General features: G+C 72.3%; 16 protein-coding genes and 1 tRNA gene. 3 read left to right on the top strand and 14 right to left on the bottom strand.

The features are described from left to right. Positions 1–174 precede the first annotated feature (174 nt). Together ACWCSV_RS22005 and ACWCSV_RS22010 are read right to left on the bottom strand one after the other, a co-directional pair. On the bottom strand, positions 175–2,397 hold the full coding sequence (locus ACWCSV_RS22005) for an MMPL family transporter (protein ID WP_451144698.1): 2,223 nt from the start codon (positions 2,395–2,397) through the stop codon (positions 175–177). Positions 2,398–2,586: 189 nt separating this feature from the next. After that, positions 2,587–3,168: a TetR/AcrR family transcriptional regulator gene (locus tag ACWCSV_RS22010; protein ID WP_451144700.1), complete on the bottom strand. Its 582-nt coding sequence runs from the start codon at positions 3,166–3,168 to the stop codon at positions 2,587–2,589. Positions 3,169–3,401: 233 nt separating this feature from the next. Here ACWCSV_RS22010 and ACWCSV_RS22015 point away from each other — a divergent pair, with 233 nt between their 5' ends. Beyond that, complete coding sequence (locus ACWCSV_RS22015) at positions 3,402–6,998, top strand: S41 family peptidase (protein WP_451144702.1); 3,597 nt, start codon at positions 3,402–3,404, stop codon at positions 6,996–6,998. A 123-nt stretch (positions 6,999–7,121) separates the two neighbouring features. Here ACWCSV_RS22015 and ACWCSV_RS22020 read toward each other — a convergent pair whose 3' ends face one another. From ACWCSV_RS22020 to ACWCSV_RS22035, 4 genes are all read right to left on the bottom strand, one after another. Continuing rightward, positions 7,122–7,310 (bottom strand): hypothetical protein, encoded by a 189-nt coding sequence (locus ACWCSV_RS22020; protein ID WP_451144704.1) that lies wholly within the window; start codon positions 7,308–7,310, stop codon positions 7,122–7,124. 146 nt (positions 7,311–7,456) lie between these two features. Next, on the bottom strand, positions 7,457–8,341 hold the full coding sequence (locus ACWCSV_RS22025) for an SDR family oxidoreductase (RefSeq protein WP_451144706.1): 885 nt from the start codon (positions 8,339–8,341) through the stop codon (positions 7,457–7,459). Then, positions 8,338–9,276 carry an alpha/beta fold hydrolase gene (locus ACWCSV_RS22030; RefSeq protein WP_451144708.1) on the bottom strand — a complete coding sequence of 313 codons (939 nt, stop codon included), beginning with the start codon at positions 9,274–9,276 and terminating at the stop codon, positions 8,338–8,340. The genes ACWCSV_RS22025 and ACWCSV_RS22030 overlap by 4 nt, the downstream gene beginning before the upstream one ends. Beyond that, the gene (locus ACWCSV_RS22035; protein ID WP_451144710.1) at positions 9,273–10,916 is read right to left on the bottom strand and encodes a flavin-containing monooxygenase; all 1,644 of its coding nucleotides are present in this window, start codon (positions 10,914–10,916) and stop codon (positions 9,273–9,275) included. The genes ACWCSV_RS22030 and ACWCSV_RS22035 overlap by 4 nt, the downstream gene beginning before the upstream one ends. A gap of 247 nt (positions 10,917–11,163) precedes the next feature. Between ACWCSV_RS22035 and ACWCSV_RS22040 the strand changes: the two genes are divergently transcribed. Beyond that, entirely contained in the window at positions 11,164–11,817 is a 654-nt protein-coding gene (locus ACWCSV_RS22040) for a MerR family transcriptional regulator (RefSeq protein WP_451144811.1), read from the top strand. Between the two features lie 92 nt (positions 11,818–11,909). Here the strand turns inward: ACWCSV_RS22040 and ACWCSV_RS22045 are convergent, their stop codons facing one another. Beyond that, positions 11,910–12,725, bottom strand: coding sequence for an exodeoxyribonuclease III (locus ACWCSV_RS22045; protein ID WP_451144712.1), 816 nt, complete (start codon positions 12,723–12,725; stop codon positions 11,910–11,912). Positions 12,726–12,774: 49 nt separating this feature from the next. Here ACWCSV_RS22045 and ACWCSV_RS22050 point away from each other — a divergent pair, with 49 nt between their 5' ends. After that, positions 12,775–13,260, top strand: a complete 486-nt coding sequence (locus ACWCSV_RS22050; RefSeq protein ID WP_451144714.1) for a GNAT family N-acetyltransferase — start codon at positions 12,775–12,777, stop codon at positions 13,258–13,260. Between the two features lie 21 nt (positions 13,261–13,281). On the opposite strand, the gene ACWCSV_RS22055 is transcribed toward ACWCSV_RS22050, so the two are convergent. The 7 genes from ACWCSV_RS22055 to glp form a co-directional block, all read right to left on the bottom strand. Further along, positions 13,282–14,184 carry an RNA polymerase sigma-70 factor gene (locus ACWCSV_RS22055; protein WP_451144813.1) on the bottom strand — a complete coding sequence of 301 codons (903 nt, stop codon included), beginning with the start codon at positions 14,182–14,184 and terminating at the stop codon, positions 13,282–13,284. A 480-nt stretch (positions 14,185–14,664) separates the two neighbouring features. After that, positions 14,665–14,738 (bottom strand) — tRNA-Ala (locus ACWCSV_RS22060). Positions 14,739–14,867: 129 nt separating this feature from the next. Further along, a complete protein-coding gene (gene sepX, locus ACWCSV_RS22065) occupies positions 14,868–16,103 on the bottom strand; it encodes a divisome protein SepX/GlpR (RefSeq protein ID WP_451144716.1) in 1,236 nt (411 codons plus the stop codon). Between the two features lie 165 nt (positions 16,104–16,268). Then, positions 16,269–16,880, bottom strand: a complete 612-nt coding sequence (locus ACWCSV_RS22070) for a GNAT family N-acetyltransferase (protein WP_451144718.1) — start codon at positions 16,878–16,880, stop codon at positions 16,269–16,271. A 17-nt stretch (positions 16,881–16,897) separates the two neighbouring features. Then, positions 16,898–17,539, bottom strand: a complete 642-nt coding sequence (locus ACWCSV_RS22075) for a molybdenum cofactor synthesis domain-containing protein (RefSeq protein ID WP_451144720.1) — start codon at positions 17,537–17,539, stop codon at positions 16,898–16,900. Further along, positions 17,536–18,036: a cyclic pyranopterin monophosphate synthase MoaC gene (moaC, locus tag ACWCSV_RS22080; RefSeq protein WP_451144722.1), complete on the bottom strand. Its 501-nt coding sequence runs from the start codon at positions 18,034–18,036 to the stop codon at positions 17,536–17,538. The genes ACWCSV_RS22075 and moaC overlap by 4 nt, the downstream gene beginning before the upstream one ends. A 123-nt stretch (positions 18,037–18,159) precedes the next feature. Further along, positions 18,160–19,470: a molybdotransferase-like divisome protein Glp gene (gene glp, locus ACWCSV_RS22085; protein WP_451144724.1), complete on the bottom strand. Its 1,311-nt coding sequence runs from the start codon at positions 19,468–19,470 to the stop codon at positions 18,160–18,162. Positions 19,471–19,474 lie beyond the last annotated feature (4 nt).

The raw sequence follows: 19,474 nt of genomic DNA on the forward strand, positions 1-19,474 counted from the left end.
GCCTGCGTGCCCACGTACGAAGAAAGCCCCCGTGCCGCTCGCACGGGGGCTTTCTTTCGCACCGGCACCCGTCCCCACAGATGTCGGCGCACCCGGTGCCGCGCCCCGCTCAGGCGTGGCACCGGAGTCCGGTGGAGCCGGCCGGACCGGGCGGCCCGGCCGGCTCGGGGGCCGTCAGACCCGGCTGAACTCGCGTCCGCCGCCGGCCTGGCCGCTGTCGCCCGTGTCGGCCGCGACGTGCTTGGCCAGCCCCTCGCCCTCGACGTCGACGTTCGGCAGGGCACGGTCCAGCCAGCGCGGGAGCCACCAGGCGCGCTTGCCCAGCAGGGCGAGCACGGCGGGGACGATCGCCATACGGACCACGAAGGCGTCGAAGAAGACGGCGATGGCGAGGCCGAAGCCGATCATCTTGATCATCGCCTCGGTGGAGCCGATGAAGCCGCCGAAGACCGCGATCATGATGATGGCCGCCGCCGTGACCACGCGGGCCCCGTGCTTGAAGCCGGTCTCGATCGCCTTGTGCGGGGTCTCCCCGTGGACGTACGCCTCCCGCATACGGGTGACGAGGAAGACCTCGTAGTCCATGGCCAGGCCGAAGACCACACCGACCATGAAGATCGGCATCATCGACATGATCGGGCCGGTCTGCTCCACGCCCAGCACGGAGGCGAGCCAGCCCCACTGGAAGACGGCGACGACCGCGCCGAGCGCCGCGACGACCGAGAGCAGGAAGCCGAGGGCCGCCTTCAGCGGGACGAGGATCGAGCGGAAGACCACCATCAGCAGCAGGAAGGCCAGGCCGACGACGAGCCCCAGGTAGGGCAGGAGCGCGTCGTTCATCTTCTGCGAGAAGTCGACGTTCATCGCGGTGGCGCCGGTGACCAGCACCTCGGCTCCGGTGTCGCTCCTGATCTGCTGACCGGCGTCGCGGATCTGGTGCACCAGTTCCTCGGTACCGGCCGAGCTGGGCCGGTCCTTCGGGACGACGGTGATCGTCGCGGTGTCGCCGGCCTTGTTGAAGACGGCCGGGGTGACCGCCTTGACGTGCCCGAGCGACTCGATCTCGTCGGAGACCTGCTGGACGGCGACCTTGCCGTCCGAGCTGTGCTGGGTGTCGACGACGATCATCAGCGGCCCGTTGAACCCGGGGCCGAACCCGTCCGACAGCATGTCGTACGCCTGGCGCTGGGTGGTGCTCCTGGGCTGGGAGCCGTCGTCCGGCAGGCCCATCTCCAGCGAGGCGGCCGGCAGGGCGATGGCGCCGAGGCCGAGGACGCCGATGACCAGTACCCAGACCGGGCGGCGCAGCACGAACCGGGCCCAGCGGGTGCCCGCGTTCGGCTTCGCGTCGGGGCGTTCCGCCGCGGCGGCGGCCTTGCGCGCCTTGCGGCCCATGATCCGCCGGCCCGCGAAGCCCATCATCGCGGGGACCAGGGTGAGGGCGATGAGGACCGCGATGACGACCGTGCCGGCTGCGGCGAAGCCCATCTTCGAGAGCATCGGGATGTTGACGACGGCGAGGCCCACGAGGGCGATGACGACGGTCAGGCCGGCGAAGACGACGGCGGAGCCGGCCGTGCCGACCGCCCGTCCGGCGGCTTCCTCGGGTTTCCGGCCCTCGGCGAGTTCCGCGCGGTACCGGGAGACGATGAAGAGCGCGTAGTCGATGCCGACCGCGAGGCCGATCATCATCGCCAGGGTGGAGGTGGTGGTGCCGAGGTCCAGCACGTTGGCGAGAGCCGTGATCGAGGTGACGCCGATGCCGACGCCGATGAGCGCGGTCAGCAGCGGGAGTCCGGCGGCGACCAGCGAACCGAAGGTGATGACGAGCACCACCGCGGCGATGACGACACCGATGACCTCGGTGGCGCCGGTCTCCGGCATCGCCTGGAGCGCGTCACCGCCGATGGCCACGGTCATCCCGCTCGCCTCGGCGTGCTTGCCCGCCTTTTCCAGGGCGTTCTTCGTGCCGTCGGTCAGGTTGGCCGACGCCTCGTCGTAGGAGACCGAGATGTACGCGGTCGAGCCGTCCTTGCTGACGGCGTTCGCCGTGAACGGGTCGGTCACCGAGGCGACCTGCCCGGAGCCGGACTTCAGCTCGCCGACGATCTTCTCGACCTCGGCCTTGTGCGCCGGGTCGGTCACCTTCTGCCCGTCCGGGACGTCGAAGACGACCCGGGCGGTGGCGCCCTCGGCGTTGGAGGCGGGGAAGCGCTGTTCCAGCAGGTCGAAGGCCTTCTGTGCCTCGGTGCCCGGGATCGAGAAGGAGCTGGAGGTGGCGGGCGTCGCGGTGGCGGCACCGAAGATGCCGAGCCCCAGCAGGACAACCCAGATCAGGGCGACATAGCCCCGCTTGCGGAACGCGAGGCGCCCGACTTTGTAAAGGAATGTGGCCACGGAGGGAGGCTCCCGGTCAGGTCGTGTGCGGGAAATCGGCGTGAGGAACCAGCCCGACGACGAGAGCGGCGTGTCAGGTGGAGCGGGTGGGGAGGACCGCCGGGGGAAGGCGGCCGGGGACGCCGGACTCCTGGGTGGGGTCCGGCGGGTCGGAGTCGGACGACACCTCGGTGGGTGGGGTCCGACGGGTCAGGGTTGGACGACGCCCAGGGCCGGGAGGACCACGGAGTCGACGTATTCGAGGAGGAACGCCTGGTCCACGGTCTCGCCGTCGACCAGGTGACGGGCGCCGAGAGCGCCCATCAGCATGTGCGGTACGTATTTGAGCGCCGGGTTGTCCGGGTTCAGTTCGCCCCGTTCGACACCCCTGCGCAGCAGCAGGGCGAGACCGGCCAGTTCCGGCTCGACCAGCAGTTCCCGCAGGGCCTGGTGCAGATCGGGATTGTCGTGGACGGCATGGCTCAGGCCCCGCATCAGCGCGGAATCCTGTTCCATGCGGCAGTCGTCGGTACGGGTCACGACGGCGTGGAAGTCCCCGCGCACCGAACCCGTGTCGATGTCGGCGACGCCCACCGGCTTGTTGTGCCGCAGGGCTGTCGCCACCAGCTCGGGCTTGCTCCCCCACTGGCGGTAGAGGGTGGCCTTGCTGGAGTGGGTGCGGGCCGCGACGGCGTCCATGGTCAGGGCGTCGTAGCCGACCTCGCGGAGCAGGTCGAGGACGGACGCGAACAGCTCGCTCTCGCGCTCAGGCGTGAGCCTGGTGCGTGCCATGGGCACCGCCCTCCTTCCGCACTCCGTGCGCGACCGCTCCGTACGCGGCTTCCGTACGTCACTCCGGTACGTCCCGGTTCGTCCACAGGAACGAAACCGTTTCGTACACCTTTCGACCATCCGAGCGTACGTCCACCCCGGAGCGAAACGGGACCGTCTCGCTTGTGGGGAGTGCCACACGTTTTCTGCGTCACAAGTTGCCCCGGACCCCGCGCACCGAAAGCATGGGTGGGGTGAGTGACGACGTCGCGTATCTCCGTTTCCCGCACCTCCACCAGGACTTGCTCTGCTTCGCGGCCGAGGACGACCTCTGGGTCGCCCCCCTCGCCGCCGCCGGGCACCGGCCGGGCCGCGCGTGGCGGCTGACCGCCGACCGCACCCGGGTCAGTCACCCGCGCTTCTCCCCCGACGGGAGCCACATCGCCTACACGACCTGGCGCACCCTCGATCCCGAGATCCACCTCGCGCCGGTCGGCGGCGGACCGGCCCGCCGCCTCACCTACTGGGGCTCGACCGACGCCCGGGTCTGCGGCTGGACCCCCGACACCGGCGAGGGCGCGCAGATCCTGGCCGTCTCCTCGCACCGGCAGCCGTTCTCGTACTTCTCCTGGGCCTACAGCGTGCCCACCGACGGCTCCCCCGGCGGGCGCCTGCCCTGGGGCCCGGTCTCCGACATCGCCGTCGCCGACATCGACGGCGAGCGCCGCACCCTGCTGCTCACCGGGACGCCGCCGCACGAGCCGGCCGCGTGGAAGCGGTACCGCGGAGGCGCCATGGGGCGCCTCTGGCTGCACGGGCAGCGGCTGCTGCCGGACATCGGGGGCCACCTCGACGCCCCGATGTTCGTCGGCCGCCGGATCGCGTTCCTCTCCGACCACGAGGGCGTCGGCAACCTCTACTCCTGTCTGATGGACGGCACCGACCTGCGCCGCCACACCGACCACGACGCCTTCTACGCCCGCCACGCCTCCAGCGACGGCACCCGGGTCGTCTACCAGTGCGCCGGGGAACTCTGGCTGGCCGGGGACCTGGAGGACCCGGCCGCCACGCCCCGGAAGCTGGAAGTCCGGCTCGGCGGCCCGCGCACCGGGCGCCGTACGTACCAGGTGCCGGCCGCCAGCCACGTCCGCTCGCTCTCGGTGGACGAGACGGGCCGGGCCAGCGCGGTCAACGTGCGCGGCTCGCTGTACTGGCTCACCCACCGCGACGGCCCCGCGCGCACCATCACCGACACCCCGGGGGTACGGGTCCGGCTGCCGGAGATGCTCGGCAGCGGCGACAGCGTCGCGTACGTCACCGACGCGGACGGCGACGACGCGGTGGAGATCGCCGCCCTGCCCCGCGCCACCGGCGACCGCCCCACCCGCAGGCTCGCCTCCGGGCAGCTGGGCCGGGTGCTGGAGATGGCCTCCGACCCGGAGGGCGAACGCCTCGCCATCGCCTCGGACGACGGGCGGCTGCTGCTCCTGGACACGGAGGACCCGGCGGAGGCGGATGCCACGGCGGCGGCGGGCGCCTCGGGAACGGGCGCTTCGGGACCTGGCACCCAGGCGGACGGCACCCCGGCCGGTACGGAGCCGCCGGGGTCGGGGCCGGGCGGGTCCACCCGGGCGGACGTGTTCCGGGCGCGGGCGGAGGGGGTGGTCGAGGGCGCCGAGCGGGCCGAGGCGGTCGAGGCGACGGCGGTGGCCGCACTCGCCGAAACCTCGGGGCCGGAGGAGTCGGAGAAGCCGGCCAAGGGGCCGCAGGCCGCAGGTGAGTCCGAACCGGAGGCCACCGGTGAGGCGCCCCCGCCGCCCCCCGCCCAGGTCACCGAGCTCATCCGCTCGGTCAACGGCCCCGTACGCGACCTGGCGTTCTCGCCGGACGGTGCCTGGCTCACCTGGTCGCACCCGGGCATCGGCCGTTCACTGCGGCAGATCAAGCTGGCCCGGATCTCCGGGCCGGGCGCGCCGGTGATCGTCGACGTCACCAACGGCCGTTTCGAGGACGAGAATCCGGTCTTCACGGAGGACGGCCGGTACCTCGCGTTCCTCTCCTGGCGCGGCTTCGACCCGGTGTACGACGTGCACACCGGCGACCTCTCGTTCCCGCTGGGCTGCCGCCCGTACCTGGTGCCGCTCTCCTCCGCCACGCCGTCGCCGTTCGCGCTCTCGCCGGACGGCCGCCCGGCGGCGGGCGGGCTGGACCCGCTGGACCTGCCGGACACCACCACGAGCGAGAGCACGGCACCGGTCTCCGTCGAGTTCGAGGGGCTGGAGAACCGGGTGGCGCCGTTCCCGGTCGCCGCGTCGAAGTACTCCGCTCTGCGCCCGGTCAGCGGGGGCGGGCTGGTCTGGCTGCGGTGGCCGATCTCGGGGGCGCTCGGCGAGACCTTCGCCAACCCGGCGGACATGTCGGGCCGCCCGACGCTGGAGCACTTCAACATCGCCAAGGCCCGCAAGACCGAACTCGTCGACCACCTCGACTGGTTCGCGGTCAGCGGCGACGCGACCCGGCTGGTCGTCATGGACGACGGGGAGTTGCGGGCCGTCCCGTCCAACGAGTCCGGCGACAGCGACTCCACCACCTATCTTGACCTGCGCCGCATCCTGCACGAGGTGGACCCGGCGGCCGAGTGGCGGCAGGCGTACGACGAGGCGGGACGCATCATCCGCTCGTACTTCTGGGAGCCGGACATGTGCGGGATCGACTGGTCGGGGGTGCTCGACCAGTACCGCCCGCTCCTCGAACGCGTCTCCTCCCCCGACGAGTTCGCCGATCTGCTCCGCGAAGTACTGGGCGAGCTGGGCACCTCGCACGCGTACGTCTCCCCCGCCCGCCGCAACGAGGGGCCCCCGCACTACCAGCGGGCGATCGGCCTCCTCGGTGCCAACTTCGTCTGCCGGGACGGGGCCTGGACCATCCGGCGGGTCCTGCCCGGCGACTCCTCCGACTCCAAGGCCCGCTCCCCGCTCGCCGGTACGGGCATCCGGGAGGGCGCGGTCCTCACCCACGTCGACGGCCGCCCGGTCGACCCGGTCACCGGCCCCTACCCGCTGCTGACGGCGGCGGGCGGCACGACGGTCGAGCTGACCTTCCTCCCGCCGGGCGGGCAGGGCCGCCCGCGCCGCGTCGCGATCGTGCCACTGGTGGACGAACGCCCGCTGCGCTACCAGGACTGGGTGGCCAAACGCCGCGAGGTCGTACGGGAGTTGAGCGGCGGGAAGTGCGGCTATCTGCACATCCCGGACCTCGGCGGCTCCGGCTGGGCGCAGTTCAACCGCGACCTCCGCATGGAGGTGTCCCGGCCCGCGCTCATCGTGGACGTACGCGGCAACGCGGGCGGCCACATCAGCGAGCTGGTGGTGGAGAAGCTGACCCGCAAGATCCTCGGCTGGGACCTGACCCGCAACGCGCAGGCGGTCTCGTACGCGTCCAACGCGCCGCGCGGTCCTGTGGTGGCACTCGCGGACGAGGCCACCTCCTCCGACGGCGACATGATCACCGCTGCGTTCCGGCTGCTGAAGCTGGGGCCGGTGGTCGGCCAGCGCACCTGGGGCGGGGTGGTCGGCATGACCGGGCGCCACCGGCTGGGCGACGGCACGGTGATCACGGTGCCGATGAACGCCGCCTGGTTCGACACGTACGGCTGGTCGGTCGAGAACCATGGGGTCGAGCCGGACATCGAGGCACTGCGCACCCCGCTCGACTGGGCGGAGGGCCGCCACGCGGTGCTGGACGACGCGGTGCGGCTCGCGCTGGAGCTGCTGGAGGAGCAGCCCGCGGCGACCCCGCCGACGTACGACGCGGTACCGGACCTGCGCAGGCCGCCGCTGCCGCCGAGGTAGGGGGGCGATGCCCCAGGACAGGGGGCAAGGCCTCCGAGCGCACGGAAGAGGCGCATCCTGTCGTCCGGATGCGCCTCTTCCGTGCGTACCTGCCGGCGCGGGGCCGGTCACAGCCTCGGGCCGTCAACGGTCAAAGCGCTCGCGGGCCTTGTCGGCCGCGTCGTCGGCGCGGTCCTGGAGGCCCGACTTCTCGTCGCGGTCGCCGGCATCCTTGGCGCGGTCGCGCGCGGCGTCCTTGCCCTGGCCGGACTTCTGCTTGACCTGGTCGGCGAGTTCCTGCGCCTTGTCCTTGAACTGGTCTGCGATACCCATGCTGTTCACTCCTGTGGGGTGCGCGGGGTCTGGGGAGGCCGCCCTGTGAAGGGCGGCCTCGCTCAGCCTCGCACGGTCGGACATACCGCGCATTTTGATCTTTCACGCTGCGTGCCGACCGGCCTGCCGCCCCGTGTTCCGACCGGTCAACGGCGGGGAGTGCGCGCCTCCGTGTCCGCCGCTCCACCGGCTCCCACCAGCCCCTTGGGGATGGCGTCGAGCCGTGAGGCGAACCGTTTCATCTCGCGCGCCCCGACCGTGCCGATGAGCGTGGGCAGGTAGCCGCGCACCGACTGCATGCCGCGCAGCCACCACTGGGCGTAGACGTGCGAGGAGCGCCGCTCGATACCGGTCACGATCCGGTCGACCGCCGGGCCCAGCGGGTAGGTCCGGTTCGCGGGCCAGGGCAGCCGCCCCCGCAGCTCCCGCATGACCTCGTCCTGGTCGGCGCCGCGCACCATGTCGGTGTCGGTCCAGGAGAGGTAGCCGACACCCACCCTTACGCCCCGGTAGCCGACCTCGGCCCGCAGGCTGTGGGCGAACGCCTCGACGCCCGACTTCGAGGCGCAGTACGCGCTCATCATCGGCGCCGGGGTGATCGCGGCGAGCGACGCTATCTGGAGGAAGTAGCCGCGGCTCTCCATCAGCACGGGCAGGAACGCCCGGCCGGTCACCGCGCTGCCGATCAGGTTGACCTCGATGACCCGGCGCCAGGCCACCGGGTCGGAGTCGACGAACGGCCCCCCGGTGGCGACCCCGGCGTTGGCGACGACCACGTCCACCTTGCCGAAGCGGGCCTTCACCTCCTGGGCCACCTGCTCCATCGCCTCGTGGTCGGTGACGTCCGCGTACCAGTGGGCGCTCTCCCCGTACAGCCGCTCCGAGACCTGCTTCAGCTCCTCCGGCTCCAGGCCGACCAGGGCCAGCGTGGCGCCGCGCGCCGACAGCTTGCGGGCGAGCAGTTCGCCCACGCCGCGGGCGGCGCCGGTGACGACGACGACCTGTCCTTCGAGGCTCCGTCCGGCGCTCATACGACGTCCTCCTTCTCGTTCGTGGCGGTCCCGGTCAGGTGACCGGCGACAAGTTCGCGGATCTTCGCGGTGACGGCTTCCGGTGCTTCGAGCGGCGTCATGTGCCCCATGCCGGGCAGTTCGGTGAGGTCGAGGAACTCCGGCAGGGCCGCCGCGAGCGCGCGGGCGTGCGCGGGCGGGGTCATCCGGTCCTCCAGGCCCACCAGCACGGCGGTCGGCACCCGCAACTCCGCCACGTCCAGGTCGAGATCGAGCTCCGAGAGCACGCGCCCCCAGGACGCACGGGCCTGCCGGGGGCAGGCGTGCACGATGCGCGCGCAGATGTCGACCCGCTCGGGCGACGAACCGGGGCCCATCGTGGCGTACTTGAGCAGGCCCCGGGTGACGGGCGTGACCGGTCCCAGCGGAAGGGCCGCCAGCAGGAGGGCCCGGGTCCCGCCGGTCCGCACGGCCTTCGGCCCGACGAACACCCGCGCCTCGTCCGCCAGTCGCCCGCTGCCGGTGCTGCACAGCAGGACGGCGGCGGCGTGCTCCCGGAACCGGGGGCGGCGGGCGGCGGCCATCAAGGTCATCCCGCCCATGGAGTGTCCCGCGAGCACCGCCTTGCGGCCGGGCGCGAGGGTGGCGGCGAGCACCGCCTCCAGGTCGTCGGCGAGGGCGTCCGTACTGTGGCCGCCGGGGCCGACGTCGGGGCTGCCGCCGTGCCCGCGCTGGTCGTAGGCGATGACCCGGTGGTCGGTGGCGAGCTCGGCGATCTGGGCGGCCCAGAACCGGGTGCTGCACGTCCAGCCGTGCGAGAGGACGACGGCGGGCGCCTCCTCGGGGCCGTGCACCTCGACGTGGATGCGGGAGCCGTCGGCGGAGACGGCGAAGAGCGTCCGCGCGGGTACGGGCACGGGGTTCCCGGAACGCTGCCGCGCGTGTCCTGTACTCATCGGGCCGCCTCCTCTGTCACGGGCCGGTCCGGTCCGGCGGGCTTCGTGTTCGGTGCTGTCTGCTGCGTCTGCTGTGCTGCCTCGGGTGCCTTCGGCCCCTGGGAGGGCTTCCCGGACCCGCCGGCCCTCTGGGCGACCACCGTAGGCGGCCGTACGGTCGCGGGGGCGCGGATCACGTCGTACTCCGCCAGATCGACTGACCTGGTGGCGCGGCGGAAGTCCGCCGTGGTACCGGGCCAGACGGTGGTGTTGCGGCCGTTCTCGTCCAGGTACCAGCTGGTGCAGCCGCCCGTGTTCCACACGGTGCGCTCCATCCGCCGCTGGACGCGGTCGTTCCACCCGTCGACCGCGGCGGGGCGCGCGGCGAGCGCGGTACCGGTGCCGAGCACCTTCAGCTGCCGCAGATAGTCGGCCATGTAGTTCAGCTGCGACTCGATCATGAGGATCATCGAGGAGTTACCGAGCCCGGTGTTCGGGCCGATGATGGTCATCCAGTTGGGGAACCCCGCGGCGGTGGCGCCGCGCAGCGAGCGCATGCCGGTCTTCCAGCTCTCGGCGAGGGTGATGCCCTCGGCGCCGACGACCCGTTCGGCGATCGGCATGTCGGTGACGTGGAAGCCGGTGCCGAAGATGATGGCGTCGACCTCGGTCTCCGTGCCGTCCGAGGCGACGAGCGTCGACCCCCGCACCTCGGCGAGGCCGGAGGCCACCACGTCGACGTTGGGGCGGGCGAGCGCCGGGTAGTAGGTGCTGGAGAGCAGGATGCGCTTGCACCCGATGCGGTACGACGGAGTGAGCTTGGCGCGCAGCACGGGGTCCTTGATGGCCCGCGCCATGCCCGCCTTCGCCAGGGACTCGATCAGGCCGAGCCCGTCCGGGTACTTCGTGAAGGCGCTGACCTGCAACTCCCTTATCCCCCAGAGCAGTCCGCGCCGCGCGGTGCCGGTGGCGGGGACCGTGCGGTGCAGCCACCGCTCGGCCTTCCCGATGGCACGGTCGACGCGCGGCATCACCCAGGGCGGTGTCCGCTGGAAGAGCGTCAGCCGTCCCACTTTCGGCTGGATGGCGGGGACTATCTGGATGGCGGAGGCGCCGGTGCCGATCATCGCGACGCGCTTGCCGGCCAGGTCGTAGTCGTGGTTCCAGCGGGCGGAGTGGAAGACCTCGCCCGGGAAGCCGCCGAGCCCGGGGACGTCCGGCATCTTCGGGTCGGAGAGCGGCCCGGTCGCGGAGACGACGACGTCCGCGACGATCGTCGTGCCGTTGGCGCACTCGATCACCCAGTTGAGCGCCTCGGTGTCCCAACGCATCACCTCGACCTCGTGGTTGAGCCTGAGGTGCGGCCGGATCCCGAAGGTGTCGGCCACCCGCTCCAGGTACGCGCGTATGTGCTCCTGGCCGGAGAAGGTGCGCGGCCACTCGGAGTTGGGAGCGAAGGAGAAGGAGTAGAGGTGCGAGGGCACGTCGCAGGCGCACCCGGGGTACGTGTTGTCGCGCCAGGTGCCTCCCACGGACCCGGCCCGCTCCAGGACGACGAAATCGGTGATGCCTTCGCGGCGCAGCCGGACCGCGGCCCCGAGGCCCCCGAATCCGGATCCGATCACCGCCACCCGTACGTGCTCGTGCTCGTGCTGGGCCATGCTGCCGCCTCCCGCGGTACGTCACACGACACTGCCAGCAATCACTGGCACCTTTCGGAGAGTAGAGCAGGCGCGTACCGATGGGTAGAGGGCAGAGCAAGGAAGTTACCGGCGGTACAACTTGGCGCCGGGGCGCGCGCCCGCGCCCTCGCCGCCGTCATGGGGCGCCGACAGCCCTGCTCACCATCCGGTGCGAAGTCGTAAGGTTCGCTCTGTGGCCGAAGGACATGAGCAACGCGAATACCGCATGGAGGAACTGGCCGAGGAGGCCGGCATCACCGTGCGGACCCTGCGCTTCTACCGCGAGCGCGGTCTCATCCCACCGCCCCGCCGCGAGGGGCGCATCACCTGGTACGACAGCCACCACCTGGCACGACTGCGCACCATCACCGGCCTGTTGGAGCGTGGCCACACCCTCAACGGCATCGCCGACCTCGCCGCCACCTTCGAGAGCGGCCGCGACGTCGCCGAGGTACTGGGCCTGGGCGAGCCCACCGAGGAGACCCCGGTCCGGCTCACCCCGGAGCAACTCGCCGACTACTTCGAGGGCGAGGTCACCCCGGAGAACCTCGCCACCGCCCTCGATCTCGGCTATCTCGCCACCGACGGCGACGAGATCGTCCACATCAGCCGTCGCCTGTTGGAGGTATCGGCCGAACTGGTGCGCGAGGGCGTTCCGTTGGCCACCGTGCTCTCCACCGGCCGCCGCATCCGCGAGCACGCCGAGGCCCTGGCCGAGATCTTCGTACGCGTCATCCAGGTGCACGCGGCGGACAGCCCCATCGACAAACTCCGCCCGCTGGCCCGCGCGGTCGTGGACGCGGAGCTCTCGATGGCCCTGGACCGGCGGCTGCGCGAGGCGGACGAGGACGAGGGGGCACACCACGAGCATGACCGTTGAATCAGCCTTCTCCATGAAGGAGTTGAACGCCGGCTCCTCGGACGCGGCTCGTCCTGGGCCGTCGTGGCACTCGGCTCGGGCCCCTCGGCGGCTCAGTGTTCGTACGCCACCGTCACCGGCGCGTGGTCGCTCCACCGCTCCGGGTGGGTCGCCGCGCGCTCGACCCAGGCCTTGACGGCGCGGGCCGCGAGGCCGGGCGTCGCCACCTGGTAGTCGATCCGCCAGCCCGCGTCGTTGTCGAAGGCGCGGCCCCGGTAGGACCACCAGGAGTACGGCCCCTCCTGGTCCGGGTGGAGGGCGCGCACCACGTCCACGTACGCGGCCTCCTCGAAGACCCGGGTCAGCCACTCCCGCTCCTCCGGGAGGAAGCCGGAGTTCTTCCGGTTCGACTTCCAGTTCTTGAGGTCGGCCTCCTGGTGGGCGATGTTCCAGTCGCCGCAGACGACGACCTCACGCCCCTCGGCGGCGGCCCGCTCCTTGAGCCCGGCCAGGTAGGGGAGGAAGGCCGCCATGAAGCGCTCCTTCTCGTCCTGGCGCTCGGTGCCCACCTCGCCGGAGGGCAGGTACAGGCTCGCGACGGTGACGCCCGGGAGGTCGATCTCGGCGTACCGGCCGCTCAGGTCGAACTCCTCGGCGCCCTCGATCCCGAACCCGCCGAAGCCGATCTGCACGCGCTCCGGCGCACGCCGCGAGTAGAGGGAGACGCCCGCACGCCCCTTGGCGGCGGCCGGTGCGTGCACCACGTGCCAGCCCTCGGGCTGCCGCACCTCCTCGGGGAGCTGGGCCGCCTCCGCGCGTACTTCCTGGAGGCACACGACATCGGCTCCGGTCTCCGCGAGCCAGGGGACGAAGCCCTTCTTCGCGGCGGCGCGGAGCCCATTCACGTTGACGCTGGTGACGGTAAGCACCCAGAAACAGTACCCAACCGCAGGCCCGTACATATGTACGCTTACCTCCGTGAATATCCAGCGCCGGTCGTACGACCACCCTGACGCCGTCAAGCTCAACGACGAGGTCCAGCTCGAATACATCGAGCGCTACCAGGACGGCGGCGACCAGACCTACCTCGATCCCACCATGTTCGAGCCCCCCAACGGCCTGTACCTCCTCGCCTACGACGAGCGGGAGCGCCCGGTGGCGACCGGCGGCTGGCGCGCCATGGAGCAGGACGAGGAGGGCTACTCGGACGGCGACGCCGAGGTCAAGCGGATGTTCGTCGTCCGCGAGGGACGTGGCCAAGGTCTCGCCCGCCGCATACTCGGCCTGCTGGAGGAGGACGCCCGCGCCGCCGGCCGCACGCGCATGGTCCTGGAGACCGGCGACAAGCAGCCCGAGGCCATCGCCCTGTACACGTCGAGCGGGTACACGGTCTGCGAGAAGTTCGGCCACTACCGGACGTACGAGAACAGCATCTGCATGGCCAAGCCGCTCCAGGAGTCCTGACCACCACACCCGCCCCGCGCTTCAGCCGCGGGGCCGGAACGGCCGGTCCGGCAGGGGCACCCGCTCCAGCTTGTCGGGGTTGCGGACGACCCGGATGCCCACGATGCCGTCCGGGCTCGTCTCCAGTACGAGCACGTCGTCGGTGACCCCCGCCACGGTGACCAGCAGACCGGGCTCGCCGTTCACGTCGACCGGGTGGTACCCCGTGTCGGGCAGCGGCGCGGACATCACGCCGAGGAGCCAGCGGGCCACCTTGTCCGCGCCGTGGATCGGCCGCAGCGCCGCGTGGACCTTGCCCCCGCCGTCCGACCAGACGGTCACGTCGGGGGCCAGCATCTCCAGCACCCGGTTCAGGTCGCCGCCGACGCACGCCGCCAGGAACTCGTCGGTGACCCGGCGGCGCACCTCGGGCGCCGCCTCGTAACGCGGCCGGCGCGCCCGTACGTGCGAGCGCGCCCTGCTCCCGGCCTGCCGCACCGCCGGTTCCGTACGGTCGACCATCGCGGCGATCTCCGCGTACGGATAGCCGAAGACCTCCTTGAGGACGAAGACCGCCCGCTCCAGCGGCGACAGCGACTCCAGCACCACCAGCATCGCCAGCGAGATCGCCTCCGCCTGCTCCACCGCGTCACTCACGTCGGGCGCGGTGACCAGCGGCTCGGGCAGCCACGGCCCGACGTACGCCTCCCGCCGCGCGGTCGCCGAGGTCAGCCGGTTGAGCGAGAGGTTGGTGATCGTACGGGCCAGATAGGCGCCGGGGCTGTCGATCCGGGCGTGATCGACCTTGCTCCAGGCCAGCCAGGTGTCCTGGAGCAGGTCCTCGGCGTCCGCCGCGCTGCCCAGCATCCGGTAGGCGATGCCGAACAGGGCCGCGTGGTGCTCCTGGAAGCGTGCGAGCGCCTCTTGGGAGTCGGCACCGTTCATGACGCGGACCACCTCGCCCGGGAAGGGCGGGGCGCGCTGCGCGCGGGGGCGGTCGGTACGCGGGGCATGGCGTGCCTCCTGGGTCGGGTCGGTCTCCACATGAGTGACAGAACAGCCCCCCGCGATGTGACAGGCGCGCCCGGCGCACCGGAGCGGCGAGCACCGAGGCTCGCTCAGGTCGATGCCGGTCGCCTTCGTCCCCCGGGCCGCGAGCAGGACGGTATCGCGGCCGACGGCGCGGCCGGGGTCCGGTACCGGCCCGGACGCATCGCTCAACAGCACTGCGAACGCTTCGGGTTCGGCGGCGGGACCATGTCCTTCGTGGCGGACTCGTACGTGTGGACGCCGCCTTCGTAGGCAACCAGACGCACTGGCAGGGGGGTCTCGGCACGAACCCCCGAAACGCCGAGATCCCGCCCGGTCTTCCGACCGGACGGGATCTCGTGACGTTCACGAGAGCTACTCGCGAACTGTCGTCTGTGGACCTGTGGGGATTTGAACCCCAGACCCCCTCGATGCGAACGAGGTGCGCTACCAGACTGCGCCACAGGCCCTTGCGACGAGTGAAACTCTAGCACCCTCCGGGGGGTGCTAGGAAATCCGTTCCTCGCTGGTCAGAGGTGCCGGGCTTCCGGGACATCCGCCCCGGACGATCCCCGGACCCAACTCCCTTGCCCCGGCCGTCATTCGTTGGCGGCACGGGGTCGGTCCTCCTCGTCGTCGTACTGGTCGAAGAGAGGCGTACGGCCCCGGTCGCGGGTGCGACGGGCGTCGGGACGGCGGTGCGGGGTCTGGTCCACGTCGGGGACGGCCGGGTCCGGCAGGGCGGGCTCGGCGGTGCTGGAGCGGGCTGCGCTCCAGGTCTCCGGGTCGTTGACCTCGACGCCACCTGAGGCGCGCGGGGCGACCGGGGCGGTGACGTAGGTCGGCAGCGGCACGGGGACCGGCTCCCAGCTGTCGCCCTGGACCCGGCCGCGTTCGCGCTGCTGGTCCACCCACTCCGCGTGGTCCGTCTGCTCGACGAGCGCCCGGCGGCCGGCCTCCTGCGGAGAGACGGTCGGTACGGGAACCGGGTCGGCCGGGTGGTGCGCTTCGGGTTCCTCGTCGGGCTCGACCGCGGGCGCCGCCGGCTGCTGGTGGCGGCGCGGGCGGTTCTCGCGCAGGCGCTGCGCCGCGTCCTCGGCCCGGCGGCGGTCCATGGTGAAGGCGAACCGCCTCCGCTCCTGGGCGCGCAGGTGCACGATGTAGGCGCTGAGCATCACGGCCGGTGCGGCGGGCGCCCAGAGGAAGGCGAGGCCGCCGACCGCCGCGACGATCGCGCCGGCGGTGAAGACGAGGAAGAGGACGCTGGTGGTGCGCCTGCGCCGGGCCAGCACCTGGGAGCGCTGGGCGCGGCGGACGCGCTCGGCGTCCTCGGCACCGCCCCGGGCGCGCTGCGCAAAGGGCGCCGCACGCTGCTCCGGGGGCCGCCCGGCGGACGGGCGTTGGGCTGCCGGACGGTTCCGGGGGTCGCTCCGCTCGTGGCCCGAGTGCGCCGGGTGCGCCGGGTGGCCCGAGTGCGCCGGGTGCTCCACCGCCGGACGTCCGGACGCGCGCTCGGGGGCGTGCGCCGGATCGAGGATCCTGGCTTCGGTGTGCGCTCCGGGCGCGGCGAAGGCCCGGACGTCGACGGAGTCCATTCGGTCCGTCTCGGCGTCCGGGTCGACGACCGGTTCCGCCTCCTCGGCGCCGCGTTCCCGCAACTCCTTGGCGTAACGACGCTCCATCGCCGCCCGTCCGGACAGCAGCCGGATGGCGGTGCTGAAGCGTTCCGTCGGACGGGCTTCGTTGAGTTCGTCCTGCCTTCGGAGCCACATCGGCACCAAGTAGGCGGCCCAGGCCCCGACGATGACTGCGTAGATGAGGCCGCTGCTGCTCACGCTCACACCGTAGAGGGGTTTGCACGGCGGCATCCGCCAATTGCCACGGTGTGTCGCACGATCAGGCTGATATCGCGGGCCTTTTTTGTGATTGTTCAGACCAACGAGTGACGCCGCAGGTGCTTAATGCGACGACGGGCCGCTTAATTCGAACACTCATTTGATTTATTGGGGTGGGAGGTTCGTTCCGGGCCGCGACCGGCGCCAGCGCCGGAGCAGACCGTCCATGGCCTCCTCCGACGTGAGGGCGTAGATGAGGTGGTCCCGCCAGGCTCCGTCGATGTGCAGATAGCGCGGCCTCAGCCCTTCCTCGCGGAATCCGAGTTTCTCCACGACCCGGCGGCTCGGCCGGTTCTCGGGGCGAATGCAGATCTCGATGCGGTGCAGCCCGACCCGGTGGAAACAATGGTCGGCGGCGAGTGCCACGGCGGTGGGCATGACGCCCCGGCCGGCCACTTCCCGGTCGACCCAGTAACCGATGTGCGCCGAACACATCGAGCCCCAGGTGATGCCCGCGACGGTCAACTGACCGACGAGGCGGCCCTCGTACTCGATCGCGAAGGGCAGCATCCGGCCGGCTCTCGCCTCGGAGCGCAGATGGCGGACCATCTGCCGGTAGGTGGGGCGGCGGATCACCGGTCCCCCGGGGAGGGGCGGCGGGACGGTGGCCTCCCAGGGGCGGAGCCATTCGCGGTTGCGGCGGTTGACCTCGCGCCAGACGTTCTGGTCCCGCAGGCGTATCGGCCGCAGCGTCACCTCACCGTCCTTCAGGAGCACCGGCCAGAGCGACGCGTTCAGGACGGGCTCCCGGGACGGTTCCGATCGGGACGGGTCTGATCGGCACGGGTCCGATCGGGGGGCGCCTGGCCGGGGCCGGGGTGGTCCCCGCCGCGCAGCTGGTCGACGGCGTGCACCAGGATGCGGCCGAGGACGGCGAGCCCGTCGCGTACCCCGCCGGTCGAGCCGGGCAGGTTGACGACGAGCGTGCGCCCCGCGACGCCGGCGAGCCCCCGGGAGAGCGCGGCGGTGGGTACGGCGGCACGGTTCTCGGCGCGGATCGCCTCGGGGATGCCGGGCACCTCGTGGTCCAGCACCCGGCGGGTCATCTCCGGGGTGAGGTCGGTGGGCGAGATGCCCGTACCCCCGGTGGTCAGGACGACGTCGTAGCCGCGGGCGATCCCGTCCCGCAGGGCCTGCTCCACCGGCTCGCCGTCCGGCACCACCCGCGGGCCGTCCGTGGCGAAGCCGAGGGCGGTGAGCCCGTCCACGAGGATAGGGCCGCCCCTGTCGGCGTAGACGCCCGCGGCGGCGCGGTTGGAGGCGGTGACGACGAGTGCGGTGTACGGGGCCGGACGCCCCTCAGCGGCCGGACGCCCCCCACTGGCCGGACGCCCCTCAGCGGCCGGGAGCCCCGCACCGCCGTCGGCGGCGCTCACGCGTCCGCTCCCGCCCGCGTCGGGCGCTCCCAGTCGCCGGACTTGCCGCCGGACTTGGCCTCGACCCGTACGTCCGTGATGACGGCGGCCTTGTCGACCGCCTTCACCATGTCGATCACCGTGAGCGCGGCGACGGAGACCGCCGTCAGCGCCTCCATCTCGACCCCGGTGCGGTCCGTGGTCTTCACAGTGGCGCTGATCTCGACGGCGTCGTCGGCCACGCTCAGGTCGACCTTCACGCCGGAGACGGCGAGCGGGTGGCAGAGCGGGATGAGGTCCGGGGTGCGCTTCGCCCCCATGATCCCGGCGATACGGGCGGTGGCGAGGGCGTCGCCCTTGGGGACTCCCTCGCCCCGCAGCAGCTCGATCACCCGCGGCGAGACGAGGACCCGGCCGCTGGCCCGGGCGACGCGCGCCGTGACGTCCTTCGCCGACACGTCGACCATGCGGGCGGCGCCCGCCTCGTCGATGTGCGTCAGCCTGTTCTGCGTACTCAACTCACTCCGCCTAGCGGTAAAGCGCCGGTCGCCCGCACGGCCCGCACCGGGGTGCGGGCCGGGGGCCCGGGGTACGTCCCCCGGTGAGGCAGCGGCAGACACCGTACCGCCACCCTGCGCGTCTCAGCGGAGCAGGACCACTTCGGTCTCCGTGCCGGGCTCCATGGAGGTGACGTCCTCGGGGACCACGATCAGTGCGTCGGCCCGTGCCAGGGCGGCGATCAGGTGCGAGCCGGAGCCGCCCACCGGGACGACGGTGCCCGACGCCTCGTCGTACGTCCCGCGCAGGAACTGGCGTTTGCCCGCCGGGGAGGAGAGCGCCCCGGTGGTGGTGAGGGCGGCACGGACGGTGGGCCGGTGCACCTCTTCGAGACCCATCAGCGCGCGGATCGCGGGGCGTACGAAGAGCTCGAAGGAGACGTAGGCGGAGACCGGGTTGCCCGGGAGCGCCAGCAGCGGGGTGTGCTCGGGGCCGATGGAGCCGAAGCCCTGGGGCTTGCCGGGCTGCATGGCGAGGGTGCGGAAGTCGATGCCGCCGCCGGGCTCGTCCTCGTCGCCGACCGAGGAGAGCGCCTCCTTGACGACGTCGTACGCGCCGACGCTGACGCCTCCCGTGGTGACCACCAGGTCGGCCCGGATGAGCTGGTCCTCGATCGTGGCGCGGAGGGTCTCCGCGTCGTCGGTGACCGCGCCGACGCGGTAGGAGAGGGCGCCGGCGTCGCGGGCGGCGGCGGTGAGCGCGAAGCTGTTGGAGTCGTAGATCTGCCCGCCGGTCAGCTCCTCGCCGGGCTGGACGAGTTCGCTGCCGGTGGAGACGACGACCACGCGGGGGCGGGGGCGGACCTTGACCGTGGCGCGGCCGATCGCGGCGAGCAGGCCGATCTGCGGCGGGCCGAGGACCGATCCGGCCGCGAGGGCCAGGTCGCCCGGCTTCACGTCGCTGCCGGCGGCCCGGACGTGGGCGCGGGCCTCGGGCGCGCGGTGGATCCTGACCTCGCCGCTCGCACCCTCCGGGGCGTCCCGGTGGGCGCGCATGGTGGCGGCGGGGCCCTCGCCCGTACCGCCGTCCGTCCACTCGACGGGCACGACGGCCTCGGCGCCCTCGGGCAGCGGGGCGCCGGTCATGATGCGGGCGGCCTGGCCGGGGCCGACCTTCCCGCCGTCGGGGAGTCCGTCGCTGCCGGCGGCCACGTCACCGACGACGGTCAGCACCGAGGGGAACTCCTCGCTCGCCCCGGCCACGTCGGCGACCCGGACCGCGTAGCCGTCCATGGAGCTGTTGTCGAAGGGAGGCAGCGCGATCCGCACCACGACGTCCTCGACCAGGACGCACCCTTGGGCGTCGGGCAGTTGCAGCTCGATGGGTTCGAGCGGCTTCACCGCGTCCAGGATGTCGGCGAGGTGCTCGTCGACCGACCAGATCGTGCTGCTCAAGGTG

It is taken from the genome of Streptomyces sp. NPDC001770 (assembly GCF_053596135.1).